A 26314-nucleotide genomic window follows, 5' to 3' on the forward strand; every position below is an offset into this window, starting at 1 on the left:
GGTCATGAACGGAGGGTGGCCCGCGTCATGGACGGCGGGCGGCCCCGGTCACGGCCGGCCGGCGTCGTCCGCGAGCCGCCGCTGCTCCTCCTCGACGATGCGCCGGGCCAGCTCGGCGTCGGAGACGTCCACCGCGTCCGGGGTGGTCTCCGCGAGATCGCTGCGTCGGGCGTACGCGTCGAAGAGCCGGGCCTTGCGGGAGAGCAGCTCCACCAGGCGCTGGTCGACGCTGTCCGTGGCCAGCAGCCGGTGCACCTGGACGGGGCGCACCTGGCCCATCCGGTGTGCCCGGGCCACGGCCTGGTGCTCCAGCGTGGGTTTGATCTGCGGCTCGCACAGGATGACCACGGAGGCGGCCTGCATGTTCAGACCGGTGCCCCCGGCCTGGATCTGGCTCAGCAGCACCGCGTGCCCGTCCACGGCGGAGAAGGCGTCGACGAGCTCCTGCCGCCGGGCCGGCGGGACGCTTCCGGAGAGCGGCCCGAAGGCGTCCGGACCCAGAGCTTCGCCGACGGTCGCGAGGACCTCGCGGAAGTAGGAGAAGACGACCACCTTCAGACCGGTCTCCCGCGCCTCGTCGACCAGTTCGCGCAGCCGCTCCAGCTTGGCGGACGTCTCGGGCGCGGCATAGGCGGCCCGGCGCATCCGCATGAACCGCCCCGAGGCGACCGCCTCCCGGTAGGCGTCCCGGTCCTCGGCGCCGAACTCCTCCCACTCGTCCACGTGGACCAGCGCCGGGAGTTCGGCCAACACGTCCACCTGGTTGCGGCGCAGATAGGCGGGGGCGACGGCGCGGCGGAAGGCCCGCGAACCGGCCGCGCCGTGCGTACCGCAGACGGACGGTGCGAGTTCGGGGCGGAGTTGGCGCACGAGGCTGCGGAACTCCTCGACCCGGTTCTCCATCGGGGTGCCCGTGAGGAACAGCACCCGCTCCACGTGCTCCGCCCAGCCGGCGACCGCCCGCGACCGTCGGGCCGCGGGGTTCTTCACGAAGTGGGCCTCGTCCACGACCAGCATCCCGGGCCGCACCGAGGCCGCCGCCCCGGGCAGCAGGTGCAGCGCGTCGAACGTGGTCACCGCCACCCCGCCGTTCTCCCGCCAGTCCGCGAACGCCTCGGTCCGCTCCGCGCCGTGCACCGGCACGGCGCGGAGGGTGGAGCGGGCCCGGATCTCCCGCGTCCAGTTGATCAGCACGCTCGCCGGGCAGACCACGAGGAAGTGGCTCTCGCCGTGGGCGGCGAGATGGGCGAGCGCCGCGATGGCCTGCACGGTCTTGCCGAGCCCCATCTCGTCCCCGATGACGACCCGTTTCTGCGCCAGCGCGAACCGCGCCCCGAACGCCTGGTAGCCGCGCAGGGACACCCGCAGACGCGTGTCGTCCAGGCGCAGCGCGCGTACCCGGTCCGCGATCCCGGCGGGCAGGAACCCCTCGGCGGCGTCCCGGTCCGGACCGCTGCCGGACAGCTCGGCGAGCAGGCTGTAGTACTCGGCGGAACGCAGCTCGAAGTCGACCCAGGCCTCGGCGGGCGACGCCGGTGACCGCAGCAGGTCGGCCGACGCCTGTGCGAAGAGCACCGGCAGCTCCCGCTCCACCGCGTCCGCCACGGCCGCGTGCACCGCTCCGACGGCCTCGCGCGCCCGCGCCCGCGCCTGCCGCCCCGTGAACAGCATGCGCAGCCGGCTCCCGGCCGGTGCGGCCGCCGTCACCGGGGGGCCGAGCCGCTCGGCGAGCCGACGGGCCGCGTCCACCGCCCGCCGCGCGTCCGAACCGGCCTCGGCCAACCGGTGCAGGGCGACGACCAGCGCGGTGCTGGTGTCGTCCGGGGCGTCCACGTCGATCCGCACCGAGACGGTGTCCCGCACGGCGTGGGCGATCTGCGCGGCGGCGGCCAGCGCCTGATCGGCGGTGTGCGCACCGACGCCGGGGAGCTGCCGGAGCTCGTAGCGGTTCGTGCCGTGGACCTGCCCGACCGTGCCGAACCCGGCCTGCTCCAGAGCCCCGAGCCGCAGCCGCCCCTCGGTGACGTCCTTGAGCCGGGATACGGGGATGGCGGCCAGCTCCCGGCCCACCAGGGTGTCGAGCAGCGGATCGAGCACGGAACGTACGGCGTCCACGGCGTCTCCATGGTCCGCCGGCACGGCACGGGCGCTCTCCAGGAGCCGCTCAGCCCGCGCGAGCAGCTCCCGGACCGCGCCGCCCGTCGGCACCGGGCCCGCGGCGGCCCCGTGCGCGAGTGTCCCGAGGGCCGTGCCGCCCGCCGCCCCGCTCTGCTTCATGTGCGTCCTTCTGTTCCCGGAGTGGGTGCCTCACCGCTCCGGGGCCGGTGTCTCACCGCCCCGGTACCCGCTCCGCCAGCTTTCCCGCCATCGTGCCACGCACTGCCGACAGGCCCCGGGGGTGCACCGCCGGGCCCCTGCCGGTCGCGCGACGCGCCGGGCGGCGGGCGCTACGGCCGGGTGGGCGGGCGGCGTTCCGCGGGGGAGAGCAGCAGCACCTCCAGGGCCCGGGCACAGGAGCGGGCCTCGCTCAGCAGCCACCCGGTGCGTTCGGGGGCGGCACGGTCGAGGACTGGGAGAGCGCGCTCGCCGCACTGCCGTGGCGGATCGAGGAGGTCGGCGAAGCCTTCCTCGCCGAACAGCAGGAGGCCGCCGACGTTTCCACCGCACCGGCTTCATCGAGCGCCCGGTCACCGTGGCGCACGCCGTCGCCCACGCACCCGCGAAGGCGGTCTGAGGGCCATGGCCACCGAAGTCCTCTGGTACATCATCCCGCGCGAAGGCGCCCACCCCTGAGAGCCGTCCGGCCGGCGCCCCGTCGACCTCGGCCATCTCAGCAGACTCGCCGGAACCGTCGAACAGCTCGGCTACAGCGGTGCGTTGCTCGCCACCGACCCCTACGACGTCTGGCCGCTCGGCAGCGCGCTGGCCGCGTCCACCAGCTCCCGGTTCAAGCCGCTGCTCGCCGTCCACCCGGGACTGATCTCACCGACCCTGCTCGCCAAGATGGCCCCCAGCTTCGACACCCTCTTCGGCGGGCGGCTGCGCTTCAACGTCGTCAACGGATCCACCAAGTCCCTCCAGGAGTACGGGCTCCACGTGGAACACGACGAGCGTTACGAGCTGAGCGCCGAGTACTGGTCGATCGTCAAGCGGCTCACCGCCGGCGAGGTGTTCGACCACCGGGGCCGCTTCTACGACCTGAGAGACGCGGGCGCGTCCTTCCGCGAGCTGAAGCCCGTCCAGGAGCCGCACATCCCGCTCTGGTTCGGCGGCTCGTCCGACCCCGGCATCGAGATGGCCGCCGAACACGTCGACGTCTTCCTCACCTGGGGCGAGCCGCCGCACCTGCTCAAGGAGAAGCTGGAGCGGGTCAGGGCGCGGGCCGCCGCCCACGGGCGCACCCTGCGCACCGGGCTGCGCCTGCACCTCATCGTCCGCGACACCGAGGACGCGGCCTGGGCGGCGGCCGACCGGCTGCTGGACGTCACCAGCGAGGCCACGTACGCCCGGCAGCTCGGAGGCCGGGAGGGCGAGGACGGTGTCGGCTGGCAGCGGCAGTTCCGCCAGCACGGCGGAAGAGTGCCCGCCCGCGCCCGGGAGCTGGAGGTCCACCCCAACATGTGGCCGGGCATGAGCCTCTTCCGGCCCGGCCCCGGCACGGCGGTCGTCGGGTCCACGACCCGGGTCGTCGAACGGCTGCGGGAATTCCAGGACTTGGGCGTCGACACCTTCATCCTGTCCGGCAATCCGCTGCTGGAGGAGGCCTACCGCGTCGCCGAGACCGTGCTCCCGTCCCTGGAGGTACGGCGCTGAACGACAACCGCCCGACGGCCGGGACGACGCGCCGGTCCAATGCTTCGCCCCGGTCCCCCGGCGCTGTCTACTCTGAGCCGCATGACAGCAGCGATCACCGCCGGACCCGGCTCCCACCGGTCCGCAGCCGTGCCCCACGGGTCCGCCGGTGTATCGCACCCCGGTCGGACCCGCGTGGACTGCGGTCGTCGGCGCCCGGTGCGAGACTCGGAACGAGAGGACCCACCCGGCAGCACCCAACGAGCCAGACCACCCGGACCGACTGAGGAGCGCACCATGATCAGCCCCACCTTCCTCGACGGAGCCCCCAACTGGGTCGATCTCGGCACCCCCGACCTCGACGGGGCCACCGCCTTCTACCGGGAGCTGTTCGGGTGGGGCCTGGTCCCCGGCGGCCCCGAGGTCGGCGGCTACGGAATGCTCACCCTGGACGGCCGTTACGTCGGCGGCGTGATGACGGTGTCGGAGAAGGAATCGCCCAGCGCCTGGTCGGTCTCCTTCCAGTCGCCCGACATCGCCGCCACCGCCGCGGCGGTGGAGCGGGCGGGCGGCACCGCCGCGTTCGAGCCGATGGACGTCCTGGACTTCGGCAGCATGGGCGGCTTCACGGACCCGGCCGGGGCGTACTTCGGCGCCTGGCAGCCGAAGGAGCACGCCGGCTTCGGCGTCGTCCAGGAGCCCGGCTCCTTCCTCTGGGCCGAGCTGTACACCTCCGACGTCCCGGCGGCGACCGCCTTCTTCAAAACGGTCTTCGGCTGGGGGACCGACCAGTTGAAGGTGGAGGGCACCGACTACACCTACACCACCGTCCACCCGGCCGGCGCCGGCCCGGACGCGTCGTTCGGCGGCCTGGTCCGGATGGGCGACGTTCCGTCCGAGGCCGCACGCGGCCCGCACTGGCTGCCGTACTTCGCCGTGGCCGACGTCGACGCCACGGTGGCGACGGCGAAGCGGCTCGGCGGCACGGAGACCCTGGCCGCCATGGACGTGCCCGGCGTCGGCAAGATGGCCAACATCGCCGATCCGTACGGGGCGGTCCTCGCGGTCATGAGGCCCGAGCCGAGGCAGTAGTCACGGGCGGGGGCCGCGGCGCCGACGGCTCCGGCGCGTCCTCCGTGGCCGCCCTCGCAGCGCATTCATCGTGGCTGCCCGCGGAGCGCATTGATGAATCGTTGATCAGCCGTTTATCGCCACCGGGCACCGTGTGCACCATGCTGATCAACACCGTGACCGACGACGCGCTCGCCTGGCAGGAGTCCGCGTTGTGCGCGCAGGCCGGGCCCGAGTTCTTCTTCCCGGCCCCGGGCAGTTCGACCCGCGAGGCCAAGCAGCTGTGCAACGCCTGCGAAGGCCGACTGGCCTGCCTGGAGTACGCCCTCGCCAACGACGAGCGGTTCGGCGTCTGGGGCGGACTGTCGGAGAAGGAGCGCGAGCGGCTGCGCAGGGAAGGCCACGGCCGGGGCTGAACGCCCCGGCCACACCGTGAACCCGCGCCTCCGGACACGCTGCCCACCAGGCTGGTCGCGCTCGCCGTCCTGCACACCGGCCGCCCCGCCCTCGCCGTCGGGACCGCGCGAACGGTCGGCAGGCGGGTCGCCGGACAGCGGGGAGCGGAGGCCGCCGACCCGGAACCGCTGCTGCTCGTCGTGGCACGGCCGACGGGGACGGGGGATCCGGCCGAGGCATCCTCGCCGCCGGACTGACCGTGGCGTGCGGCCGGGGCACCGGGTGGACGGGTCCGTGGCGCACCCGGCTGCGGATGCTGCGCCGGCACGCATCGGGCGACGTACGTGACGCGGCCCACGCCGAGGCCACTGCCGAGGAGCGAGGCCTGGGCCCTGATCGGGGCATCGGCCGGGGGCGGGGATCAGGCGCGGCCGCGCGCCACCATACGGGCCTTGCGGGCGGCGAGCTTCTCGTCGAACTTTGACGCCTCGCTGTCCAGCCCGCTCATGTACAGACCGAGCTCCTCCTGGGCCTTCGCACCCTCCGGGCCGAGCCCGTCGATGTCCATCACCTTCAGGAAGCGCAGCACCGGCTGGATCACGTCATCGTGGTGGATGCGCATGTTGTAGATCTCGCCGATCGCCATCTGCGCGGCGGCCCGCTCGAAGCCGGGCATGCCGTGTCCGGGCATCCGGAAGTCGACGACGACGTCGCGCACGGCCTGCATGGTCAGGTCCGGGGCCAGCTCGAAGGCGGCGCCCAGCAGATTGCGGTAGAAGACCATGTGGAGGTTCTCGTCGGTCGCGATCCGGGCCAGCATCCGGTCGCAGACCGGGTCGCCGGACTGGTGGCCGGTGTTGCGGTGCGAGACGCGGGTGGCCAGCTCCTGGAAGGCGACGTACGCGACGGAGTGCAGCATCGAGTGCCGGTTGTCCGACTCGAAGCCCTCCGCCATGTGCGCCATGCGGAACTGCTCCAGCTTGTCCGGGTCCACGGCGCGCGAGGTGAGCAGATAGTCGCGCATCACGATGCCGTGGCGGCCCTCCTCGGCGGTCCAGCGGTGCACCCAGGTACCCCAGGCGCCGTCGCGGCCGAAGAGGGAGGCGATCTCGTGGTGGTAGCTGGGGAGGTTGTCCTCGGTGAGGAGGTTCACCACGAGGGCGATCTTGCCGATGTCGGTGACCTTCGACTGGTCGGCCGCCCACGCCTCGCCGTCCTCGAAGACGCCGGGGAAGTTCCGGCCGTCGGAGAAGGGGACGTACTCGTGGGGCATCCAGTCCTTGGCGACCTTGAGATGGCGGTTGAGTTCCTTCTCCACCACCTCTTCCAGCGCGTACAGCAGTTGGGCGTCGGTCCACGCCTTCGAACTGCCGAGGTGGGGAGAGGCGATCGTCACGGGGAGCTCCTGGGGACGGGAGAATTACCTACGGCTTCGTAGGTTACGTGACCGTAGGTTAAGGCGACGGTAAGGCCAAAGCCAAGCCCGCCCCCGGGAGCGACCGGACACACGGAGTCATCCGGCCCGGTGAAAGGGTGTGCTGGAGCCCTCCAGCGGCCCGTCCGGGCCCTGTTTCACCATTCCGGAATGGGTTGCTCCACTCCCGGGTTCCGCAGCCGCTCCTCCCCGGCGCCCGGGCGTGGTGCCACCCCCGGGTCCCGCCGCAGGTAGCGGCCGGTGACGGACGTCGGATGAGCGAGCAGATCGGCGGGCGTCCCCTCGAAGACCAGCTCCCCGCCGCCCTTGCCGCCGTCCGGACCGAGGTCGATCACCCAGTCCGCCCGCTTGACCACATCCAGGTTGTGCTCCACGCAGATCACCGTGTTCCCCGCGTCGACCAACCGGTCCAGCAGATCCACCAGCGTGCCCGTGTCCGCCAGATGCAGCCCGGTCGTCGGCTCGTCCAGCACGTACACGCTGGACTTGCGGTGCAGCTGGGTGGCGAGCTTGATCCGCTGACGCTCACCGCCCGACAGGGAGGAGAGCGGCTGCCCCAGGGTGAGGTAGGTGAGGCCGACGGCGTCGAGGGTGCGCAGCTTCCGCAGCAGCACCGGGTCCTCGAACAGCCCGGCCGCCCGCGCCGCCGTCATGGCCAGGACGTCCACGATCGACCGGCCGCCGACCCGGTGCTTCAGCACATCGTCGTGGAACCGGCGGCCCTCGCACTCCGGGCAGGTCGTGGTGACCGGGTCCATGAACGCCAGATCGGTCGAGATCTCTCCCCGGCCCGAGCAACCCGCGCAGGCCCCGGCGGAGTTGAAGCTGAACAGCCCCGCGTCCACGCCGTTCTCCCGGGCGAACACCTTGCGGATGGCGTCCAGCGCACCGATGTACGAGGCGGGGGTGGAGCGCGACGAGGCCGTGATCGCGCTCTGGTCGATCACCACCGCCTCCGGGTAAGCCTCGGTGAACACCCGCGACACCAGGGTCGACTTGCCGGATCCCGCCACTCCCGTGACCGCGGTCAGCACCCCGGTGGGGAACGACACGTCCAGCCCCTTGAGGTTGTGCAGGTCGGCCCCGTACACCGGGAGCCGGCCGGTGGGGGAGCGGACGGTCTCCTTGAGCGGGGTGCGGCCGCGCAACGAACGGCCGGTGAGCGTGTCGGCTTCGCGCAGCCGCTCGAAGCTCCCCTCGAAGACGATGTGTCCGCCGTCCGCCCCGGCCCGCGGCCCCATGTCGACGATGTGGTCGGCGACGGCCATCACATCCGGGTCGTGCTCGACGACCAGCACCGTGTTGCCCTTGTCGCGCAGCCGCACCAGCAGATCGCCCAGCCGCCCGACGTCGCGCGGATGCAGGCCGACGCTGGGCTCGTCGAAGACGAACGTCAGCCCGGTGAGCGAGCTGCCCAGGTGCCGCACCATCTTGAGCCGCTGTCCCTCGCCCCCCGACAGGGTGGTGGTCTCCCGGTCCAGGCTCAGATACCCGAGCCCGATGCCGACCAGCCGCTCCAGCCGTTCCCTGGCCGCGGCGGCGATGGGCCCGCCCACCGGATCGACGACCCGCTCCAGGACGCCGACGAGTTCGGAGACCTCCATCCGCCCGTAGTCGGCGGGCGAGAAGCCGTCGATCCGGGTGGCGAGCGCCGCCGCGTTCAACCGTGCCCCGCCGCAGGCCCCGCACACCCGCTCCACGGTGAACCGGGCGGCCGCCTCGCGCCGCTTCTCGGACAGCGAGGCGGTGTCGCGCTTGAGGTAGAGGCGCTCGAAGCGCGTCACGACCCCCTCGAACCGCATGTCGGCCGCGCCGGTCCGCATGTCGAGGCGGACGGTGAACCCCGAACCGTGCAGCAGGGTCCGCCGTTCCTCCTCGCCGAACGCGGACAGGGGCAGATCGTTGTCGAACCGCCCCGAGCCCCCGTACAGATTCCACTCCCAGCTGCCCACCGTCAGGCCGGGCAGCAGCAGTGCCCCCTCGTTCAGCGACTTCGACCAGTCGATCGCCCGGTCGAGATCCAGCTGGACCGTGCGCCCCACCCCGTCGCACTCCGGGCACATCCCGCTGGGGTCGTTGAACGAGTACACGGTCGCGCCGCCCGCGCTCGGGGTCCCGCAGCGGGAGAACAGCACCCGGATCACCGACCAGATGTCGGTCGCGGTGCCGACCGTGGAGCGGACGTTGCCGCCCAGCGGCTTCTGGTCGATCACGATGGCCACCGACAGGTCCTCGACGGACTCGACGTGCGGGCGCTCGTACTTCGGCAGCCGGTTGCGGAGGAACGAGGTGAAGGTCTCGTTGAGCTGCCGCTGCGACTCCACGGCGATCGTGTCGAAGACGACCGACGACTTGCCCGAACCGGACACCCCGGTGAAGACGGTGATGCGGCCCTTGGGGATCCGGAGGGAGACGTCGCGCAGGTTGTTCTCGCGCGCGCCGGTGATGACGATGTCGCGGTGCGCGGAGCCGGGGGTGTGCGGCTCCGCGTCGTGCTCGGGGAAGTGATCCATGAGCGCGACGCTAGGCGGGATACCCGACAGCTTCTGTCCCCTTTTCCCGGGAGATCCGATGTCACCCGTCCACGCCCAGCCCGGGCACCGCCGGGCCCGACTGCTCTCCCCGACCCCCGAGGGCCGCCGGCTCCGGGACGCGGTGAGGGACGAGATCCAGCGGGGCGAGAAGGTCTGGCCGGGGCGACTGGCGGACCTCGACCGGGACCGCTTCCTGCGGAGCCCGCGCGCGCTCGCCGACGCGATCCGCCGGAGCCCGGACCGGTAGCCGCCCGCGCCACCCGGATCCGTGCCGCGGTTCCACCGGCCGCCCGGCCGGTCTCAGCCGCCCTCGCGCACCGCCCGGGCTGTCGTGTCCGACAGTCCGCCGTCGAGCCGGAGCCAGCGGGTGATCCCGATCGACTCCAGGAACGGCACGTCGTGGCTCGCCACGATCAACGCCCCCTCGTAGGCCCCCAGGGCCTCGGTCAACCGTCGTACGCTCGCCAGATCGAGGCTGTTCGTCGGCTCGTCGAGCAGCAGCAGCCGGGGCGCCGGGTCGGCCAGGAGCAGCATCGCCAGCGTCGCCCGGAACCTCTCCCCGCCCGAAAGGGTCCCCGCCGGGCGGTCCGCCGCCGCCCCCTTGAACAGGAAACGGGCCAGCCGCGCCCGTACGGCGTTGTCCGTGCGGTCGGGAGCCGACCGCGCCACGTTCCGCACCACCGACGACGCGTCGTCCAGCACGTCCAGCCGTTGCGGCAGGAACCCGGTCGCGACCAAGGGGGTCGCCTCTCCCGAGACCGGCGTCAGCTGCCCCGCGATCAGCCGGAGCAGTGTGGTCTTGCCCGCCCCGTTGCGGCCGGTCAGCGCGATCCGCTCGGGACCCCGCACCATCAACGCGCCCCGCAACGGCGGGCCGTAGGGCGGCACCGCATCGCGCAGCAGCAGCACCTCGCTGCCCGGATGGACCCGGGTCCCCGGCAGCTCGACCCGGATCTCCTCGTCCTCCCGCACCGCCTGCTCCGCCTCGTCGAGACGCTCCCTGGCCGCGGCCAGCCGCTCCGTGTGCAGGATGCGGTGTCTGCCGGCCGACTCCTGCGCGAAGCGCTTGCGCTGCCCCATGACGACCTTGGGCTCGCGCTTGCTGTCCCACATCTTCTGCCCGTAGCGCTTGCGCCGGGCCAACTTCATGTGGGCGTCGGACAGTTCACGCTTCTGACGCTGTACGTCCGACTCGGCGACGCGCACCATGCGCCGCGCCGCCTCCTGCTCGACGGCGAGCGCCTCCTCGTACGCCGACAGGTTCCCGCCGTACCAGGTGACCGAACCCTCGCGCAGATCCGCGATCCGGTCCACCCGTTCCAGCAACTCCCGGTCGTGGCTGACGACGAGCAGCGCACCGGTCCAGGCGTCGACCGCGTCGTGGAGCCGCCGCCGGGCGTACACGTCCAGGTTGTTCGTCGGCTCGTCCAGCAACAGCACCCCGGGCCGCTCCAGCAGCAGCGCGGCAAGCCGCAGCAGGACGCACTCGCCGCCGGACATCTCCCCGATGGCGCGGTCGAGCCCGATGTGGCCGAGGCCGAGCCCGTCCAGGGTGGCGAGGGAGCGTTCCTCGATGTCCCAGTCGTCGCCGATCACCGCGAAGTGCTCGGGCCGGACGTCGCCCGACTCGACCGCGTCGAGCGCGGTGCGCCGGTCGGCGACGCCGAGCACCTCGTCGACCCGCAGCGCGGTGTCCAGGATCAGGTTCTGGGGAAGGTAGCCCAGTTCGCCACGGGTCCTGATCACACCGGACCGCGGGGCGAGGTCACCGGCGATCAGACGCAACAGAGTCGATTTGCCGCAGCCGTTGAGGCCGATGAGACCGGTCCGGCCCGGCCCCACGGCCAGATCGAGACCGGTGAAGACCTCGCTGCCGTCGGGCCAGGAGAAGGCGAGGGAGGTACAGCTGATGTGGGTGTCGGTGGTAGACATACGGATCTCCCGTTGTGCGTCGGGAACGACAGGGACGGTCGGCGGAAGCTGAGATCGCACACGGGCGCTCCGGGCCGCGGCAAGGCGCGGCGGGCGCTGCACGGTGTGCACAGGACCTCAGATCAGCAACGTCCCACTCCGATCGACGACAACAGGAACCGTCACGAAGGTAGGGCCGGGGGCGCGGGCCCGGCAACCGGATTTACCAGGTCAGCGCGGACCGCCGAGCAGATCGGTCAGACCCCGGTCCAGGTCGAGATACCGGTGCTCGTCGCCCATCGGCACGAGCTCCTGCGCCCGCTGGAGGAAACGCCGCAGCTCCTCGGTGCGCACATGGACCATGGCGATGCCCTCGGGGGCGTGGAACTCCAGCACGGTCCGCTCGTACCCGAACGGCCGTACGCGTACGTCTCCCTGCCCGGCGGGGGAGTCCACCCCGGTGGTCAGCAGCTCGCGGGAGAACTCCCAGGACACCTCGGTGCCTTCCAGGGTCGCCGGGGCCGGGAACGCCATGCGTACGGCGAACGGGTACTGGCGGTCGTACTGAAGAGTGGCGGGCAGGGTCTCCATCCGCGGTGCGGACGCGACCATGCGGGCCTGCACGGACTGCTCGATAACGCTGGACAAACCTGCTCCCTCTCGCACGGCCGGATGAACGGTTCCCGGCATTGGAGTAGACGACGGAACTCCTGGTTTCGTGCACCGGCGCGCGGCGTGAGCTGCGTCACCGGCTCCCGGCGGTCCCGCCCGGACTTGGCGCACCCCGCTCTCCTGCCCGCTCGGCGGCGACGCACCCTGGACGGGTCGGAACCCGTCGGCTAGCTTCCAGCGCCATGAAGGCCATGGGGAACACGAGACGGCTGATGGCACTGGTGACCGGCGGCGCGGCCCTGGCCGCCGCACTGGTCGCACCGGGCGCACACGCGGCGCCGACGGAAGGCCCGGCCGGGACGCCGGGCGGGACGGCCGCGTCCCGGGAGGCGAGCGCCCGCGGGCCTCTGCCCGGCTGGCAGCTCACCGAGACCGCCGCCGACGCACGCTTCCGGGGGCTCGCCGCGGTCAGCCGCACCACCGCCTGGGTCGCCGGCTCGAAGGGCACGGTCCTGCGCACCGGCGACGGCGGCCGCACCTGGCGCGACGTGTCACCGCCGGGCGCCGCCGAGCTGGAGCTGCGGGACATCGAGGCGTTCGACGGCCGCCGGGCCGTCGCCCTGGCCATCGGCGAGGGCGAGGCCTCCCGGGTGCTGCGCACCGACGACGGCGGGGCCACCTGGACCGAGTCCTTCCGCAACACCGACCCCCGCGCCTTCTTCAACTGCCTGACGTTCTTCGACAGTCGGCACGGACTCGCGGCGGGCGACCCGGTGGACGGAAAGTTCCGGGTCCTGTCCACGGCGGACGGCGGCCGTTCCTGGCGGGTCCTGCCCGACGCCGGGATGCCCGCCGCCCAGCCGGGCGAGGCGGGCTTCGCGGCGAGCGGCCAGTGCCTGGTCAGCTCCGGCCCCAAGGACGTCTGGCTGACCACCGGGGGAGCGGCGACCGCCCGGGTCCTGCACTCCCGGGACCGGGGCCTGACCTGGACGGCGAGCGCGTCGACCATCCCGGCGGGCGACCCGGCCCGCGGGGTCTTCGCGGTCGCCTTCCGCGACCGGGGGCACGGCATCGCCGTCGGCGGGGACTACCGCCCCGACCAGGCCTCCCCGAAAGCCGCCGCCGTCACCGGGGACGGCGGCCGGAACTGGCGGGCGTCCGCCACCCCGCCGCCCGCCTACCGCTCCGGCGTCACCTGGCTGCCCCACAGCCGCTCCGCCGCCCTGGCCGTCGGCCCGACGGGCACCGACCTCAGCCTGGACGGCGGACGCACCTGGCGGACGGTCGACTCCGGTTCGTACGACACCGTCGACTGCACGCCCGACCTGGGCTGCTGGGCGGCGGGCGAGAAGGGGCGAGTGGCCCGGCTGGGGTTCTGAACGGCGCTACGAGGCGCCGTCGAGCACCTCCCGCAGCCGCTGCCCGAACTCGTCCGGCTTCCCCGGATAGCCGAACTCCCCGTCGAGGAAGCCGCCGTGATGGCTCGGGAAGACGGACACCCGCTGCCCGAGCAGTTCGGCCGTCGCGGCGGACGTCCGCCCCGTCTGGACGCTCCGCGACTCCTCGCCCACGGCGATCACCACGCGGGTGGCGGCCGCGGCGAGGGCGTCGGCGTCCGGCCGGTAGTCGCTGATCGCCCACGACCGGTCGGACAGCAGCGGGTCGCCGCGCGAGCCGTCGTCCTCGGCGGGCATGCCGAACGCGGCGGGATCGGGCGCCGGCTGGGCGAAGTACGCGTCCGTGAACGCGCCCTCCCACGAGGTCATCGCCACGAACGCGGCCATCCCGGCCCCCCACCCCCGCTTCTCGTAGGCGTCCCGGACCCCGGCCCGCGCCCGGACGGCCGCCGCGCCGTCCGGGGTGAGCGTGATGAGCGGCGGCTCGTGCGCGACGAGGGTGGTCACATCACCGGGGTGGCGCGCCACGAGGGCGAGAGCGGTGACCGCTCCGCCGCTGCTGGCGAACATCTCGACCGGCCCGGCCCCGAGCGCCTCGATGACGGCGTGCACGTCGTCGGCCTGGGTCTCGGGCGTGTGGTCGGTCCGCCCGTCCTTGCGGATGCTGCGGCCGAGCCCCCGGGGGTCGTAGGTCACCACGGTCCGCCCGGGGAACCGTGCCGCGAGCGCGACGAATCCGGTGGCGTCCATGGGCTGCCCGATCATGAACAACGGCGGGCGTCCGTCAGCGGTCGGCAGGGGCCCGCGAACGTCGTGGACGAGGTCGGCGCCGGCTGTTTCGAGTGTGTACGTCTCCATACCCGTGCAGACCGTCCCCGCCCCGGAAACTCATCGGCCGCGTCGGGATCGGGAGTGGGCGGGGCCCGCCCGTCCACTACCGCAACGGCTGCTGGTACGGGGCGAGTCCGGGCGCCGTCCTGGTGGCGATGAACTCGGTGATCCGGTACGCGCACACACCGTGCTCGGCGAACGGGTCGCCCGCCGCGATCCTCTCGATCTCCGCCCGGTCCTCCCCGACGGCCGGGATCACTCCGCCGTCCCGGGGGTTCTTGCGGCCCGAGGCGATGAAGACGCCCGCCGCGTACTGCCCGTCGAGCCAGGCGATGTGCTCCCGCATCAGGGCGTCGACGCGTTCGACCGGAGCCGAGTAGGTCAATTCGAGGACGAACATGATCATCGGGCTACGGGATCCGGGCCGCTGGTCCCGAGGTCCCGCGACGGGCGGCCGGCGGACACCGCGTAACGGGCCGGGGCCCGTCACCGCATAAGCTTCCGGACATGACGACCTCCCCCACCCCCGCCCACGAGACCCCCGCCGACGAAGCCGAGGGCCGGGCGATCCAGGACCGGCTGCGTGGCCGGGTGATCCTGGACGAGACGGGGCCGGAGCCCGGAACGGGGCTGGTCACCGGGGTGGACGTGGCCTACGACGACGTGAAGGACGTCGTCGTCGCGGCGGCCGTGGTGCTGGACGCCGTGACCCTGGAGACGATCGACGAGGCGACCGCCGTCGGCCGGATCACCTTCCCGTACGTCCCCGGACTGCTGGCCTTCCGGGAGATCCCGACGGCGCTGGAGGCCCTGGAGGGGCTGAGCGTCGACCCGGGCCTCGTCATCTGCGACGGCTACGGTCTGGCACACCCGCGCCGCTTCGGACTCGCCAGTCACCTGGGCGTGCTGACCGGCCTGCCGGTGATCGGCGTCGGCAAGAACCCGTTCACGTTCACGTACGAGGCCCCCGGCCCCCTGCGCGGCGACTTCTCGCCGCTGCTGGACGGCGAAGAGGTGGTCGGCCGGGCGCTGCGCACCCAGGAGAACACCAACCCGGTGTTCGTCTCGGTGGGCCACCGCATCAGCCTCGACAACGCCTGCGCCCACACGCTCCGCCTCGCCGGCCGGTTCCGCCAGCCGGAGAGCACCCGTCGGGCGGACGCCCTGTGCCGGCAGACCCTGCGGGAAGCGACCGCCTGACGCGGGCCCCGCGGCCCCGGGCGGGCGGCCCGCCTCGATGGGCGGGGCCGCGTGGGGATAGCGTGCGTCGTCATGACGCGTGTGTGGATGCTGCCGGTCCTCTTGGTGCTCAGCGGTGCCGCCGTCGCGACGGGGCCCGCCCGCAGCGGCGACCCCGTCCTGGCGGCCGCACTTCTCGTGCTGTTCCTGCTGTTCGCCGGGGCGACCTCGCCCCTGGTCTTCCCCAGGCCGGTCCCCGCCGCCGAGGCCCGGCGGCGCAGCGCCGTCGACGGCCGCCCGGTCGTCTACTGGCGTCCGGGCTGCACGTACTGTCTGCGGCTCCGCCTCCGGCTTGGCCGCGACGCCTCCCGGCTGCACTGGGTCGACATCTGGCGCGATCCGGCGGGAGCGGCCGAGGTGCGGGCGGCCAACGGCGGCGACGAGACCGTGCCGACCGTCCTCGTGGCGGACCGGCCGCACACCAATCCGGACCCGTCGTGGGTACGCGGACAGCTGCCGCCCGCCGCGTGACGGTCCCGGGCGTGGAACAGTCCTGCAACTGAGTACCCGCACGGATGGCGTAGATCAGCACAGCTGGGCAGGCTAGAACGCATGAACGCCTCTCGTGCAGCTGTCCGCACCGCGCCCTTCGACCCCGCTCAGCGCCGCATGGCCCTCGGCATGCTCCTCGGCAGTGCCGTCGGGCTCGTCTGGCTGGGTGCGATGCTCTACACGCTGGCCGACTGGATCTTCTAGACACCCCCGGACGCCCCCCGGGGGGTCCGCTACCGCACCGCCGCTACCCGGAACCGCAGTCCCGCCGCGGTCAGCCGCTCCAGGAGCGCGTCGCCCATGGCCACCGCCGTGGTCACCTGCCCGGAGGTCTCCGGCAGCTCGTCCAGGGCCAGGCACACCGCCGACTCGGCGAGGATCTTCGCCGTCTCGCCGTAGCCCGGGTCGCCGCCCGCCACCTCGGTGAAGACGTGCCGCCCGCCGCCCTCGCCGACGAAACGGACGGTGAACCAGCTCCGCTCGCGGCGTTCCTCGTCCGGCCCCCGCCCCGGCTCGTAACGCCCCATCAGCCACTCCCGGGCGCCCTCCACCTGCGCGGCGGCCACCAGCGCGCCGATCGCCAGCGGGGCGCCGAGCGCCATCGGCAGGGTCCTGACCGAGGCGAAGTGCCGGTAGCGGAAGTCGGGGCCGTACCGTGCCAGGGACCGCGCCGAGCGGCCCACGATCGTCGGGTCCACCGTCGGCAGCGGCAGCGCCCAGGTGCCGACGGACCCGCTGAAGTGCGGGGGGCCCGCCGGGGTGCGGACCCGCCGGCCCACCAGACGCGGCTCGTGCAGTCGGCGTTCCCGGGCGGCCGCCAGCAGCTGTGGGCCCCGGCCCATCGCGGTCAGCGCCGAGGCGAACGTCCCGCCGGAGAACACCGCGTCGGTACGGACGAAGCCGTCGACGGTGAGGGGGACGCCCTCGGGCAGTTGCTGGACGGTGAAGTACGCCCCCAGGTCGTGGGGGACGGAGTCGAAACCGCAGGCGTGCACGATACGCGCCCCCGTCTCACGGGCCCGTGCGTCGTGCTCCAGGTAGGTCCGGTCGATGAACTCCGCCTCGCCCGTGAGGTCCGCGTAGTCCGTGCCGGCCTCCGCGCACGCGGCGACGAGCTTCTCGCCGTAACGGATGTACGGCCCCACCGTCGTGGCCACCACCCGGGTGGAGGCGGCCAGCTCGGCCAGGGCCTCCGCGTCGTCCGCGTCGGTCTCCAGCAGCGGCAGTTCCGCGCAGCCGGGTGCGATCGCGGTGAGCCGCTCTCGCAGCCCCTCCAGCCTGGCCCGGCTGCGACCTGCCAGCGCCCAGCGCAGGCCGGCGGGGGCGTGGGCCGCCAGGTACTCGGCCGTGAGCGTCCCCACGAAACCGGTGGCACCGAAAAGGACGACGTCCAAGGGGCGTGTCGCGTCGTTCTGCCTGTTCACGAGTACCTCCATTGCGAGCCGGTGCCGACGTGGCAGGCAGAGGCTAGCGGAGAGCGACGTGGTGGCGTCCGGCCGGGCGGCCCGGATGCGGGAGGATCGAGGGAAAGAGCTAAGCGCTTGCTCGGCCCGAGGGGTTGTGCGGGACGGGGCGTGTTCTTAACATCGCTGATGTTACATCGGTTGTGTCATACCTCTGGGGGTCACAGATGGCGAAAGCTCCAAGGCCCGGGCACGGTCCGCTGACCGGTGTCCGCGTCGTCGAGCTGGCGGGCATCGGACCCGGACCGTTCGCCGCGATGCTGCTGGCGGACCTCGGGGCCGACGTCGTCCGCGTGGACCGTCCCGGCGGCGCCGGGCTCGGCATCGATCCCGCGTCCGACCTCACCAACCGCAACAAGCGCTCCGTCCTTCTGGACCTCAAGGGCGACGAGGGGCGGGCCCACGTCCTGGCCCTCGTCGAACGCGCCGACATCCTGGTCGAGGGCTACCGCCCCGGCGTCGCCGAACGCCTCGGCGTCGGGCCCGACGTCTGCCTCGCCCGCAACCCGAAGCTCGTCTACGGCCGGATGACCGGCTGGGGCCAGGACGGGCCGCTCGCCGAACGCGCCGGACACGACATCGCCTACCTCGCCCTCACCGGCACCCTGTCCATGATCGGCAAGCCGGACGAGCCGCCCGTGGTCCCCGCCAACCTGGTCGGCGACTACGCGGGCGGCTCGCTCTACCTCGTCATCGGCGTCCTCGCCGCCCTCCAGCACGCCCGAGCCCACGGTGAGGGGCAGGTCGTCGACGCCGCCATCGTGGACGGCGCGGCCCATCTCGCCACGATGATCCACGGCATGCTGGCCGCCGGGAGCTGGCAGGACCGGCGTGGCACGAACCTCCTCGACGGCGGCTGCCCCTTCTACGGCACCTACGCCACCTCCGACGGCGGCCACCTGGCGGTCGGCCCGCTGGAGGAGAAGTTCTACGCGGAGTTCACCGGTCTCCTCGGCATCGCGGACACCTTCCCCGACCGGTGGGACCTCGCCCGCTGGGACGAGCTGCGCGCCGCCGTCACCGAGCGCTTCCTGACCCGTACGCGTGCCGAGTGGACCGAGGTCTTCGACGGCACCGATGCCTGCGTGGCCCCCGTGCTCTCGCTCACCGAGGCGCCGCACCACCCGCACCTCGCCGCCCGCTCCACCTTCGTCGAGCACAGCGGCCTCACCCAGCCCGCCCCGGCCCCGCGCTTCTCGGCCACCCCCGTCTCCGTACGCGGCGGGCCCGCCCTGCCCGGCGCCGACACGGCCGCCGTCGCCGCCGACTGGGACGTCCCCGCGCTGCGGCCCGCCGACTCGACCGACACCCACTAGGAGCCCCCGTGCAACGGCAGATCTTCACCGAGGAGCACGACGCCTTCCGCGAGACCGTCCGGGCCTTCCTGGCCAAGGAGGTCCTCCCGTACTACGAGCAGTGGGAGCAGGACGGCATCGTCTCCCGCGACGCCTGGCTCGCCGCCGGACGCGCGGGACTGCTGGGCCTCGCCGTCCCGGAGCAGTACGGAGGCGGCGGCAGCGACGACTTCCGCTACAGCGCCGTCCTCGCCGAGGAGTTCACCCGGGCCGGGGCCCCCGGTCTCGCGATCGGCCTGCACAACGACATCATCGGTCCCTACCTCACCGGCCTGGCCACCGACGAGCAGAAGCGGCGCTGGCTCCATGGATTCTGCTCCGGCGAGACCATCACCGCGATCGCGATGACCGAGCCCGGCGCGGGCTCCGACCTCCAGGGCATCCGCACCACCGCCGAGGACAAGGGCGACCACTGGCTGCTCAACGGCTCCAAGACCTTCATCTCCAACGGCATCCTCGCCGACCTGGTCGTCGTCGTCGCGAAGACCACCCCCGACGGCGGGGCCAAGGGCCTCTCGCTGATCGTCGTCGAACGCGGCGCGGAGGGCTTCGAGCGGGGCCGCAACCTCGACAAGATCGGCCAGAAGGCCCAGGACACCGCCGAACTGTTCTTCCACGACGTCCGCGTCCCCAAGGAGAACCTCCTCGGCGAACTCGACGGCGCGTTCGTCCACCTGATGACCAACCTGGCCCAGGAACGCATGGGCATAGCCGTCGCCGGGATCGCCGCCGCCGAACACCTGCTGGAGATCACCACCCGGTACGTCAAGGAGCGCGAGGCCTTCGGACGCCCGCTCTCCAAGCTCCAGCACATCCGCTTCGAGATCGCCGAGATGGCCACCGAGTGCGCCGTCACCCGGACCTTCCTCGACCGGTGCATCGTCGACCACTCCGACGGCGTCCTGGACGCCGTCCACGCCTCCATGGCCAAGTGGTGGGCCACCGAACTCCAGAAGCGCGTCGCCGACCGCTGCCTCCAACTCCACGGAGGCTACGGCTACATGAGCGAATACCAGGTGGCCAAGGCGTTCACCGACGGCCGCGTCCAGACCATCTACGGCGGCACGACCGAGATCATGAAGGAGATCATCGGCCGTTCGCTGCTCGCCTGAGCCGCCCCTCACCCGGGCCGACAACCACCCTCGAAAGGCAGCTGTCTTGAGTACCGAAGCATTCGTCTACGACGCGATCCGCACCCCGCGCGGCCGGGGCAAGGCCAACGGCGCCCTGCACGGGACCAAGCCGATCGACCTGGTCGTCGGCCTCATCCACGAGATCCGGGACCGCTTCCCGGACCTCGACCCGGCCGCCATCGACGACATCGTCCTCGGCGTGGTCAGCCCGCTCGGCGACCAGGGCTCCGACATCGCCCGTACCGCCGCCATCGCGGCCGGTCTGCCCGACTCCGTCGCCGGGGTCCAGGAGAACCGCTTCTGTGCCTCGGGCCTGGAGGCGGTCAACCTGGCCGCCGCCAAGGTCCGCTCCGGCTGGGAGGACCTCGTCCTCGCCGGTGGTGTCGAGTCGATGTCCCGGGTGCCGATGGGCTCCGACGGCGGGGCCTGGGCCATGGACCCGATGACCAGCTTCGAGACCGGCTTCGTCCCTCAGGGAATCAGCGCCGACCTCATCGCCACCATCGGGGGATTCAGCCGCCGCGACGTCGACGAGTACGCCGCGCTCTCCCAGGAACGTGCCGCCGCCGCCTGGAAGGACGGCCGCTTCGCCCGCTCCGTCGTCCCCGTCAAGGACCGCAACGGCCTCCTCGTCCTCGACCACGACGAACACCTGCGCCCCGGCACCACCGCCGACTCCCTCGCCGCGCTCAAGCCGTCCTTCGCGGGCATCGGCGAGATGGGCGGCTTCGACGCGGTGGCCCTCCAGAAGTACCACTGGGTCGAGAAGATCGACCACGTCCACCACGCGGGCAACGCCTCCGGCATCGTGGACGGCGCGTCGCTCGTCGCCATCGGCTCCAAGGAGGTCGGCGAGCGCCACGGCATGACCCCGCGCGCCCGTATCGTCTCCGCCGCCGTCTCCGGCTCGGAGCCCACCATCATGCTCACCGGCCCCACCCCCGCGACCCGCAAGGCCCTCGCCAAGGCCGGGCTGACCATCGACGACATCGACCTCGTCGAGATCAACGAAGCCTTCGCCGGAGTCGTCCTGCGCTTCGTCAAGGACATGGGCCTCTCCCTGGACAAGGTCAACGTCAACGGCGGCGCGATCGCGCTCGGCCACCCCCTCGGCGCGACCGGTGCGATGATCCTCGGCACCGTCATCGACGAACTGGAGCGCCGTGACCAGCGGTTCGGCCTGGTCACGCTCTGCGTCGGCGGCGGCATGGGCGTCGCCACCGTCGTCGAACGCGTCTGACCTTCCAGGGTCTGTCGTCGAACTGCCGCCTGCCGCGCGACGCCCGGCTCGCACTTCCCCCAAGCTCTCGGCTTCGCTCGATGAAGGAGGGACCCCTCCGGCTTCGCCGGCATGCCCTGGCAGCCCCTTCCCCACGCTCTCAACTGTGTTCGAGCGGGGGACCCCAGCCAAGACCATTCCAGCGCCTTGCGATCGCACGCACCGGACGCCGCGCGGCCGCCCTCCGGGCGACGACGGCAGATTGACGACAGGCCCTGGCCGGCCCCACCCGCTTACGGAGAAGACACGACATGACCAAGAGCACGACCATCCGCTGGGAACAGGACGAAACCGGCGTCGTCACCCTCGTCCTCGACGACCCGAACCAGTCGGCCAACACGATGAACCGGGCCTTCAAGGACTCCATCGCGGCCGTCGCCGACCGCGCCGAGGCCGAGAAGGACTCCATCCGCGGCATCATCTACACCTCCGCCAAGAAGACCTTCTTCGCCGGCGGCGACCTCAAGGACATGGTCAAGGTCGGCCCGGAGAACGCCCAGGACGCCTTCGACGCCGGCAACGCCATCAAGGCCTCGCTCCGCCGCATCGAGACCCTCGGCAAGCCCGTCGTCGCCGCCATCAACGGCGCGGCCCTCGGCGGCGGTTACGAGATCGCGCTCGCCTGCCACCACCGCGTCGCCCTCGACACCCCCGGCTCCCGCATCGGCCTGCCCGAGGTCACCCTCGGCCTGCTTCCGGCGGGCGGCGGCGTCACCCGGACCGTACGCCTCATGGGCATCGCCGACGCCCTGCTCAAGGTGCTGCTCCAGGGCACCCAGTACACGCCGGCGCGCGCCCTGGAGAACGGGCTCGTCCACGAAGTGGCCGCCACCCGCGAGGAGATGGACGAGAAGGCCCGCGCCTTCATCGACGCCCACCCCGAGTCCCAGCAGCCCTGGGACGTCAAGGGATACAAGATCCCCGGCGGCACCCCGTCCAACCCGCGCTTCGCCGCCAACCTGCCCGCCTTCCCGGCCAACCTGAGGAAGCAGCTCGCGGGCGCGCCGATGCCCGCGCCGCGCAACATCCTGGCTGCGGCCGTCGAGGGCTCCCAGGTCGACTTCGAGACCGCCCTGACCATCGAGGCCCGGTACTTCACCGAGCTGGTCACCGGCCAGGTCTCCAAGAACATGATCCAGGCGTTCTTCTTCGACCTCCAGGCCGTCAACTCCGGTGCCAACCGCCCCAAGGGCATCCCCGAGCGACCCGTCCGCAAGGTCGCCGTCCTCGGCGCCGGGATGATGGGCGCGGGCATCGCGTACTCCTGCGCCAGGGCCGGGATCGAGGTGGTCCTCAAGGACGTCTCCACCGAGGCGGCCGCCAAGGGCAAGGCGTACAGCGAGAAGCTGCTCGCCAAGGCGCTCTCCCGGGGCCGTACGACCGAGGCGAAGCGCGACGAGCTGCTGGCCCGGATCACCCCCACCGGCGACGCGGCCGACCTCGCGGGCTGCGACGCGGTGGTCGAGGCCGTCTTCGAGGACACCGCCCTCAAGCACAAGGTGTTCCAGGAGATCCAGGACGTCATCGAGCCGGACGCGCTGCTCTGCTCCAACACCTCCACCCTTCCGATCACGGTTCTCGCCGATGGCGTCTCGCGCCCCGTCGACTTCATCGGACTCCACTTCTTCTCGCCCGTCGACAAGATGCCGCTCGTCGAGATCATCAAGGGCGAGCGCACCGGCGACGAGGCGCTCGCCCGCGCCTTCGACCTCGTACGACGCATCAAGAAGACGCCGATCGTCGTCAACGACTCCCGGGGCTTCTTCACCTCACGCGTCATCGGCCAGTTCATCAACGAGGGCGTCGCCATGGTCGGCGAGGGCGTCGAGCCCGCGTCGATCGAGCAGGCCGCCGCCCAGTCCGGCTACCCGGCCAAGGTGCTCTCCCTGATGGACGAGCTGACCCTGACCCTGCCGCGCAAAATCCGCGACGAGACGAAGCGCGCGGTCCAGGAGTCCGGCGGCAGCTGGCCCGGCCACCCCTCCGACGAGGTCATCGACCGCATGGTCGACGAGTTCGGCCGCCCGGGGCGCAGCGGGGGAGCGGGCTTCTACGACTACGACGAGAACGGCGGGCGGGCCGGCCTCTGGCCCGGACTGCGCGAGCACTTCGGGAAGCCCGACGCCGATGTGCCCTTCGAGGACATGAAGGAGCGGATGCTCTTCTCCGAGGCCCTGGACAGCGTCCGCTGCCTGGAGAAGAACGTCCTCATCTCCGTCGCCGACGCCAACATCGGCTCCATCATGGGCATCGGCTTCCCGCCGTGGACCGGCGGCGTCCTCCAGTACATCAACGGGTACGAGGGCGGCCTGCCCGGCTTCGTGGCCCGCGCCCGCGAACTCGCCGAGCGTTACGGCGACCGCTTCCTGCCGCCCGCGCTGCTGCTGGAGAAGGCGGAGAAGGGCGAGACCTTCCACGACTGAGGCGCGCGCGCACCGCGTTCACCGTCACTCGGCGGTGAACGCGGCCCGCAGCTCCTCCTTCAACGATCGCTGAAACGCCGTCACCAGAGCCTGCACCACGATCGGTTGCATATCGGCTGACAGCGACTTCATCGCCGCCACGTGCTCCGGGTCGCCCTCACGCTCCCGATAGGGGTTCCACACCTCGTCCCGGAACAGCCGGGTCATCTGCTGGGCGGCCGAGCGGGTGTGCTCCAGCAGAACGGTCCGCGCCGCCAGGATCGTCTCGTGCGCGATCGGTACGTCCAGCAGCTCCACCCCGAGCCGCAGCAGCCCCAGATCCACCCGGTAGGCCCCGTCGTCCTCCCGCGGCCGGACCAGCACCCCCATCGCCGCCAGCCGCTCCACATCCGCCTCCGACAGCGCCCGCCCGGCCCGCCGCTCCAGCTCCGCCCGGGAGAAGTCCTCGGTCCGGTCCGGCGCCCAGGAGGCGACCAGCGCCCGGTGGATCGCCAGATCGTGGGCGCTCAGGTCGGGCGGCAGCCGTTCCAGATAGCGTTCGATCGCCGCCAGCGTCATGCCCTGCTGCTGGAGCTCCTCGATGAGCGCGAGCCGCGAGAGGTGGTCCGGCCCGTAGTGTCCGACCCGGCGGGCCCCGATGACCGGGGGCGGCAGCAGGCCCCGGGTGCTGTAGAACCGCACGGTGCGCACGGTGACCCCGGCGCGCGCCGCCAGCTCGTCCACCGTGAGCGTCGGCTCGTCGGTCCCCGTCGCCATCTCTGCTCCCCGCCGGTCTGTTCCGCGTATCGGACAGTGCTGGTGTCTCACCAACACTGTGAAAGTGTCCGCCACCGGGACGGGCCCGTCCACCCCACGGCCCGGGAGCCGCCGCCGTTCCGGGCTCGAGGTTGCCGCCGCGGCAGCTCCTGACGTCGTGGCCAGGGCCGGAAGGCCGGTCCGGTGGGGGAGCTGTTCCACGAAGGACGGCAGATCCACGGACGCCGCCAACCGACCGGAGAGCCTGTTCGAGGGCATGCGGCCCGGCCCGAACGGCACGCAGACGGCATGCGCGACTTCCCCGCGCTGACCGAGCAGGTCGGGCGACGCGTCTCGGCGATGAGTGAGGCCGAGACCGAGGCCGGGCAGCGTGCGCGCACGGCCCGGATGATCCGGCTGGTCGAGCTGCTGACGGCCGGTACGCCCCATGACGCCGGCCGGGTGGGGCAGACAGGACATTGAGGGGGCTTCTGACCAAGCTCCTATCAGGGCATGTTCCACCTGGCCGGAGCCATGGAGAACGGGCCCCGGCAGCCGGACGGTACAGCCCGAAGACAGCCCAGCAGGGCGTCAGTCAGTGGCAGAGCCACGACCACCGGAACCCGCTACGAGTATCAATGTCAGTGGCGGCCCGTACGGTGAGGTCATGTCGGAGATCACTTACGTACGGGGGGACGCCACCGCGCCGCAGGGCAAGGGCGTCAAGCTGATCGTCCACGTCTGCAACGACCTCGGCGGCTGGGGCAAGGGTTTCGTCCTGGCTCTCTCCCGCCGCTGGCCGGAGCCCGAAGCCGCTTACCGGCGCTGGCACCGGGAGCGCGCGGGCAACGACTTCGCCCTCGGCGCGGCGCAGTTCGTGCGGGTGGGGCCCTACCTCTGGGTGGCCAACATGGTCGGCCAGCGGGGCATGCGCACCGGTAGCAAGGGAGTGCCCGTGCGGTACGAGGCGATCGACGCGGCGCTCGGCGCGGTGGCCCTCAAGGCGGGCGAGCTGGGGGCATCGGTCCATATGCCCCGGATCGGCTGCGGGCTCGCGGGCGGCACGTGGGCCAGGATCGAGCCGCTGATCGAGCGACGCCTGATATCCGCCGGCCTGCCGGTGACGGTGTACGACCACGTATGACCATGACCGGTCCGTCGGCGGTCCCCGACCCCGCCCCGGGGGGTCCCCCCAGGGCGAGGGATCATGGAGGAACAGGGGACGGGCAGCGCACGGCAGGCCCGCCGGGACCGCGGGAGCACGGATGAGCAGCGCGACCGACGCGAAGCACCCCGAGCCGCCCCCACCCGGCGGGGTGCTCTGGAGCCTGTCCGGGGACATCCGCGCCCTGCTGATGCTGCCCGCCGCTCTCACCCTCCAGGTCGCCCACCCGGCCGTCGGCGCCGGAGTCGACGAGCACTCCGTCTTCCGTACGGACCCCTGGGGCCGCGGTGAACGCTCGCTGCGCTCGCTCCAGCTCTGGGTCTACGGCGGCGCGGAGGCCGCGGACGAGGGCCGCAGGCTGCGGGTGCTGCACCGCACCATCCAGGGGACCGACACCCGCGGCCGTCCCTACCACGCCCTGACGCCCGCCAACTACGCCTGGGTGCACGCCACCGGCTTCCCCGTGTACCAGCACGCGGCCCGGTATCTGATCCGACCCATGAGTCCCGCCCAGGAGCGCGCCCTGTACGCGGAGTGGCTCCAGGTCGGCCGGATCCTGGGCATCCACGACCGGGACATGCCCCGGACCATCGAGGACTTCTGGCCGTACTGGAGGAAGATGCTCGCGGGGGAGATCGAGGCGACCGCCGTCGTCCGGGAACTCGTCGCCACCGACCAGTCCGTCCCGCCGCCGGACCGGGGGCCGTGGCCGCTCCGGCTGCTGCTGCGGGCGCTGTGGCCGGTGCTGCTGCCGCCGCTGGCCCGCTTCCGCCGCTTCGTCACCATCGGGCTCATGCCGCCCGACGCCCGCATGGCCATCGGCCTGCCGTGGACCCCGAACCAGGAGAAGCGGCTGCGCCGGATGTGCGCGGTGCTGCGGGTCGTCGTCCCCGTCCTCCCGGAGCGGCTGCGCTATCTGCCCCGGGCGCGAGCGGCCCGCGCCGCATCGCGTACGGCCGGACAGGACGCCCGCGCCGCCGAGGCGCGTCGGAACGGCTGAACGCCCGCCGCTCCGACGCCCCGGGGCACGTCAGCGGTGGTCGTGCCCCGC

Annotated in this window: 23 protein-coding genes and 1 pseudogene; 15 read left to right on the forward strand and 9 right to left on the reverse strand. The window is 72.5% G+C overall.

Translation table 11 applies throughout. The features are described 5' to 3' along the window. Positions 1-48 precede the first annotated feature (48 nt). Positions 49-2277, reverse strand: coding sequence for a DEAD/DEAH box helicase (locus ACH4RG_RS18625; protein WP_398539848.1), 2229 nt, complete (start codon positions 2275-2277; stop codon positions 49-51). Positions 2278-2739: 462 nt separating this feature from the next. Between ACH4RG_RS18625 and ACH4RG_RS18630 the strand changes: the two are divergent. The 3 genes and pseudogenes from ACH4RG_RS18630 to ACH4RG_RS18640 all read left to right on the forward strand — a co-directional run bounded on the left by ACH4RG_RS18630 (position 2740) and on the right by ACH4RG_RS18640 (position 5279). Then, a pseudogene (locus tag ACH4RG_RS18630) lies at positions 2740-3813 on the forward strand (LLM class flavin-dependent oxidoreductase). A 276-nt stretch (positions 3814-4089) separates the two neighbouring features. Then, positions 4090-4884, forward strand: a complete 795-nt coding sequence (locus ACH4RG_RS18635) for a VOC family protein (protein ID WP_397927120.1) — start codon at positions 4090-4092, stop codon at positions 4882-4884. A gap of 140 nt (positions 4885-5024) precedes the next feature. Next, positions 5025-5279 carry a WhiB family transcriptional regulator gene (locus tag ACH4RG_RS18640; protein WP_397927121.1) on the forward strand — a complete coding sequence of 85 codons (255 nt, stop codon included), beginning with the start codon at positions 5025-5027 and terminating at the stop codon, positions 5277-5279. 401 nt (positions 5280-5680) lie between these two features. On the opposite strand, the gene ACH4RG_RS18645 is transcribed toward ACH4RG_RS18640, so the two are convergent. Continuing rightward, positions 5681-6655, reverse strand: coding sequence for an acyl-ACP desaturase (locus ACH4RG_RS18645; protein WP_397917479.1), 975 nt, complete (start codon positions 6653-6655; stop codon positions 5681-5683). 176 nt (positions 6656-6831) lie between these two features. Beyond that, a complete protein-coding gene (locus tag ACH4RG_RS18650; RefSeq protein ID WP_398539849.1) occupies positions 6832-9207 on the reverse strand; it encodes an ATP-binding cassette domain-containing protein in 2376 nt (791 codons plus the stop codon). Between the two features lie 58 nt (positions 9208-9265). On the opposite strand from ACH4RG_RS18650, the gene ACH4RG_RS18655 reads away from it, so the two are divergent. Further along, positions 9266-9475, forward strand: coding sequence for a hypothetical protein (locus ACH4RG_RS18655; protein ID WP_397917481.1), 210 nt, complete (start codon positions 9266-9268; stop codon positions 9473-9475). A gap of 53 nt (positions 9476-9528) precedes the next feature. Here the strand turns inward: ACH4RG_RS18655 and ACH4RG_RS18660 are convergent, their stop codons facing one another. Then, positions 9529-11160, reverse strand: coding sequence for an ABC-F family ATP-binding cassette domain-containing protein (locus tag ACH4RG_RS18660; RefSeq protein ID WP_397917482.1), 1632 nt, complete (start codon positions 11158-11160; stop codon positions 9529-9531). A gap of 210 nt (positions 11161-11370) precedes the next feature. Continuing rightward, positions 11371-11787 carry an SsgA family sporulation/cell division regulator gene (locus ACH4RG_RS18665; RefSeq protein ID WP_026290062.1) on the reverse strand — a complete coding sequence of 139 codons (417 nt, stop codon included), beginning with the start codon at positions 11785-11787 and terminating at the stop codon, positions 11371-11373. 206 nt (positions 11788-11993) lie between these two features. Here ACH4RG_RS18665 and ACH4RG_RS18670 point away from each other — a divergent pair, with 206 nt between their 5' ends. Beyond that, positions 11994-13130, forward strand: a complete 1137-nt coding sequence (locus ACH4RG_RS18670) for a WD40/YVTN/BNR-like repeat-containing protein (protein WP_398539850.1) — start codon at positions 11994-11996, stop codon at positions 13128-13130. Positions 13131-13136: 6 nt separating this feature from the next. On the opposite strand, the gene ACH4RG_RS18675 is transcribed toward ACH4RG_RS18670, so the two are convergent. Both ACH4RG_RS18675 and ACH4RG_RS18680 read right to left on the reverse strand, forming a co-directional pair. After that, positions 13137-14006 carry an alpha/beta fold hydrolase gene (locus ACH4RG_RS18675; protein WP_397927126.1) on the reverse strand — a complete coding sequence of 290 codons (870 nt, stop codon included), beginning with the start codon at positions 14004-14006 and terminating at the stop codon, positions 13137-13139. Positions 14007-14082: 76 nt separating this feature from the next. After that, entirely contained in the window at positions 14083-14379 is a 297-nt protein-coding gene (locus tag ACH4RG_RS18680; protein ID WP_398540026.1) for a YciI family protein, read from the reverse strand. A gap of 107 nt (positions 14380-14486) precedes the next feature. Between ACH4RG_RS18680 and ACH4RG_RS18685 the strand changes: the two genes are divergently transcribed. From ACH4RG_RS18685 to mmpA, 3 genes are all read left to right on the forward strand, one after another. Then, entirely contained in the window at positions 14487-15179 is a 693-nt protein-coding gene (locus ACH4RG_RS18685) for an endonuclease V (RefSeq protein WP_397917485.1), read from the forward strand. A 72-nt stretch (positions 15180-15251) separates the two neighbouring features. Then, positions 15252-15689 carry a glutaredoxin domain-containing protein gene (locus ACH4RG_RS18690; RefSeq protein WP_397917486.1) on the forward strand — a complete coding sequence of 146 codons (438 nt, stop codon included), beginning with the start codon at positions 15252-15254 and terminating at the stop codon, positions 15687-15689. 81 nt (positions 15690-15770) lie between these two features. Beyond that, positions 15771-15914 carry a morphogenic membrane protein MmpA gene (mmpA, locus tag ACH4RG_RS18695; RefSeq protein WP_361866785.1) on the forward strand — a complete coding sequence of 48 codons (144 nt, stop codon included), beginning with the start codon at positions 15771-15773 and terminating at the stop codon, positions 15912-15914. Between the two features lie 29 nt (positions 15915-15943). Here mmpA and ACH4RG_RS18700 read toward each other — a convergent pair whose 3' ends face one another. After that, positions 15944-17134, reverse strand: a complete 1191-nt coding sequence (locus tag ACH4RG_RS18700; protein ID WP_398539851.1) for a saccharopine dehydrogenase family protein — start codon at positions 17132-17134, stop codon at positions 15944-15946. Positions 17135-17340: 206 nt separating this feature from the next. Here ACH4RG_RS18700 and ACH4RG_RS18705 point away from each other — a divergent pair, with 206 nt between their 5' ends. From ACH4RG_RS18705 to ACH4RG_RS18720, 4 genes are all read left to right on the forward strand, one after another. After that, entirely contained in the window at positions 17341-18489 is a 1149-nt protein-coding gene (locus tag ACH4RG_RS18705; protein WP_397917488.1) for a CaiB/BaiF CoA transferase family protein, read from the forward strand. Between the two features lie 8 nt (positions 18490-18497). Continuing rightward, entirely contained in the window at positions 18498-19640 is a 1143-nt protein-coding gene (locus tag ACH4RG_RS18710; protein ID WP_397917489.1) for an acyl-CoA dehydrogenase family protein, read from the forward strand. A gap of 46 nt (positions 19641-19686) precedes the next feature. Then, positions 19687-20901, forward strand: coding sequence for an acetyl-CoA C-acetyltransferase (locus ACH4RG_RS18715; protein ID WP_397917490.1), 1215 nt, complete (start codon positions 19687-19689; stop codon positions 20899-20901). Positions 20902-21191: 290 nt separating this feature from the next. After that, positions 21192-23363 (forward strand): 3-hydroxyacyl-CoA dehydrogenase NAD-binding domain-containing protein, encoded by a 2172-nt coding sequence (locus tag ACH4RG_RS18720; RefSeq protein WP_398539852.1) that lies wholly within the window; start codon positions 21192-21194, stop codon positions 23361-23363. A gap of 24 nt (positions 23364-23387) precedes the next feature. Here ACH4RG_RS18720 and ACH4RG_RS18725 read toward each other — a convergent pair whose 3' ends face one another. After that, entirely contained in the window at positions 23388-24119 is a 732-nt protein-coding gene (locus ACH4RG_RS18725; protein ID WP_397917492.1) for a MerR family transcriptional regulator, read from the reverse strand. A 288-nt stretch (positions 24120-24407) separates the two neighbouring features. Between ACH4RG_RS18725 and ACH4RG_RS18730 the strand changes: the two genes are divergently transcribed. From ACH4RG_RS18730 to ACH4RG_RS18740, 3 genes are all read left to right on the forward strand, one after another. Next, on the forward strand, positions 24408-24581 hold the full coding sequence (locus tag ACH4RG_RS18730; protein WP_397917493.1) for a hypothetical protein: 174 nt from the start codon (positions 24408-24410) through the stop codon (positions 24579-24581). Positions 24582-24765: 184 nt separating this feature from the next. Beyond that, a complete protein-coding gene (locus tag ACH4RG_RS18735; protein WP_397917494.1) occupies positions 24766-25242 on the forward strand; it encodes a macro domain-containing protein in 477 nt (158 codons plus the stop codon). A gap of 121 nt (positions 25243-25363) precedes the next feature. Then, positions 25364-26263: an oxygenase MpaB family protein gene (locus tag ACH4RG_RS18740; protein WP_397917495.1), complete on the forward strand. Its 900-nt coding sequence runs from the start codon at positions 25364-25366 to the stop codon at positions 26261-26263. Positions 26264-26314: the final 51 nt, after the last annotated feature.

The organism is Streptomyces sp. NPDC021019, from assembly GCF_044333295.1.
Taxonomy (GTDB): Bacteria; Actinomycetota; Actinomycetes; order Streptomycetales; family Streptomycetaceae; genus Streptomyces.

What these genes read in the sequence shown, in the direction of transcription:
- ACH4RG_RS18625 (WP_398539848.1), bottom strand. Translation starts at nt 2,277, where the DNA reads ATGAAGCAGAGCGGGGCGGCGGGCGGCACGGCCCTCGGGACACTCGCG.
- ACH4RG_RS18635 (WP_397927120.1), top strand. Translation starts at nt 4,090, where the DNA reads ATGATCAGCCCCACCTTCCTCGACGGAGCCCCCAACTGGGTCGATCTC.
- ACH4RG_RS18640 (WP_397927121.1), top strand. Translation starts at nt 5,025, where the DNA reads ATGCTGATCAACACCGTGACCGACGACGCGCTCGCCTGGCAGGAGTCC.
- ACH4RG_RS18650 (WP_398539849.1), bottom strand. Translation starts at nt 9,207, where the DNA reads ATGGATCACTTCCCCGAGCACGACGCGGAGCCGCACACCCCCGGCTCC.
- ACH4RG_RS18655 (WP_397917481.1), top strand. Translation starts at nt 9,266, where the DNA reads ATGTCACCCGTCCACGCCCAGCCCGGGCACCGCCGGGCCCGACTGCTC.
- ACH4RG_RS18660 (WP_397917482.1), bottom strand. Translation starts at nt 11,160, where the DNA reads ATGTCTACCACCGACACCCACATCAGCTGTACCTCCCTCGCCTTCTCC.
- ACH4RG_RS18670 (WP_398539850.1), top strand. Translation starts at nt 11,994, where the DNA reads ATGAAGGCCATGGGGAACACGAGACGGCTGATGGCACTGGTGACCGGC.
- ACH4RG_RS18675 (WP_397927126.1), bottom strand. Translation starts at nt 14,006, where the DNA reads ATGGAGACGTACACACTCGAAACAGCCGGCGCCGACCTCGTCCACGAC.
- ACH4RG_RS18680 (WP_398540026.1), bottom strand. Translation starts at nt 14,379, where the DNA reads ATGTTCGTCCTCGAATTGACCTACTCGGCTCCGGTCGAACGCGTCGAC.
- ACH4RG_RS18685 (WP_397917485.1), top strand. Translation starts at nt 14,487, where the DNA reads ATGACGACCTCCCCCACCCCCGCCCACGAGACCCCCGCCGACGAAGCC.
- ACH4RG_RS18690 (WP_397917486.1), top strand. Translation starts at nt 15,252, where the DNA reads ATGACGCGTGTGTGGATGCTGCCGGTCCTCTTGGTGCTCAGCGGTGCC.
- mmpA (WP_361866785.1), top strand. Translation starts at nt 15,771, where the DNA reads ATGAACGCCTCTCGTGCAGCTGTCCGCACCGCGCCCTTCGACCCCGCT.
- ACH4RG_RS18705 (WP_397917488.1), top strand. Translation starts at nt 17,341, where the DNA reads ATGGCGAAAGCTCCAAGGCCCGGGCACGGTCCGCTGACCGGTGTCCGC.
- ACH4RG_RS18720 (WP_398539852.1), top strand. Translation starts at nt 21,192, where the DNA reads ATGACCAAGAGCACGACCATCCGCTGGGAACAGGACGAAACCGGCGTC.
- ACH4RG_RS18725 (WP_397917492.1), bottom strand. Translation starts at nt 24,119, where the DNA reads ATGGCGACGGGGACCGACGAGCCGACGCTCACGGTGGACGAGCTGGCG.
- ACH4RG_RS18730 (WP_397917493.1), top strand. Translation starts at nt 24,408, where the DNA reads ATGCGCGACTTCCCCGCGCTGACCGAGCAGGTCGGGCGACGCGTCTCG.
- ACH4RG_RS18735 (WP_397917494.1), top strand. Translation starts at nt 24,766, where the DNA reads ATGTCGGAGATCACTTACGTACGGGGGGACGCCACCGCGCCGCAGGGC.
- ACH4RG_RS18740 (WP_397917495.1), top strand. Translation starts at nt 25,364, where the DNA reads ATGAGCAGCGCGACCGACGCGAAGCACCCCGAGCCGCCCCCACCCGGC.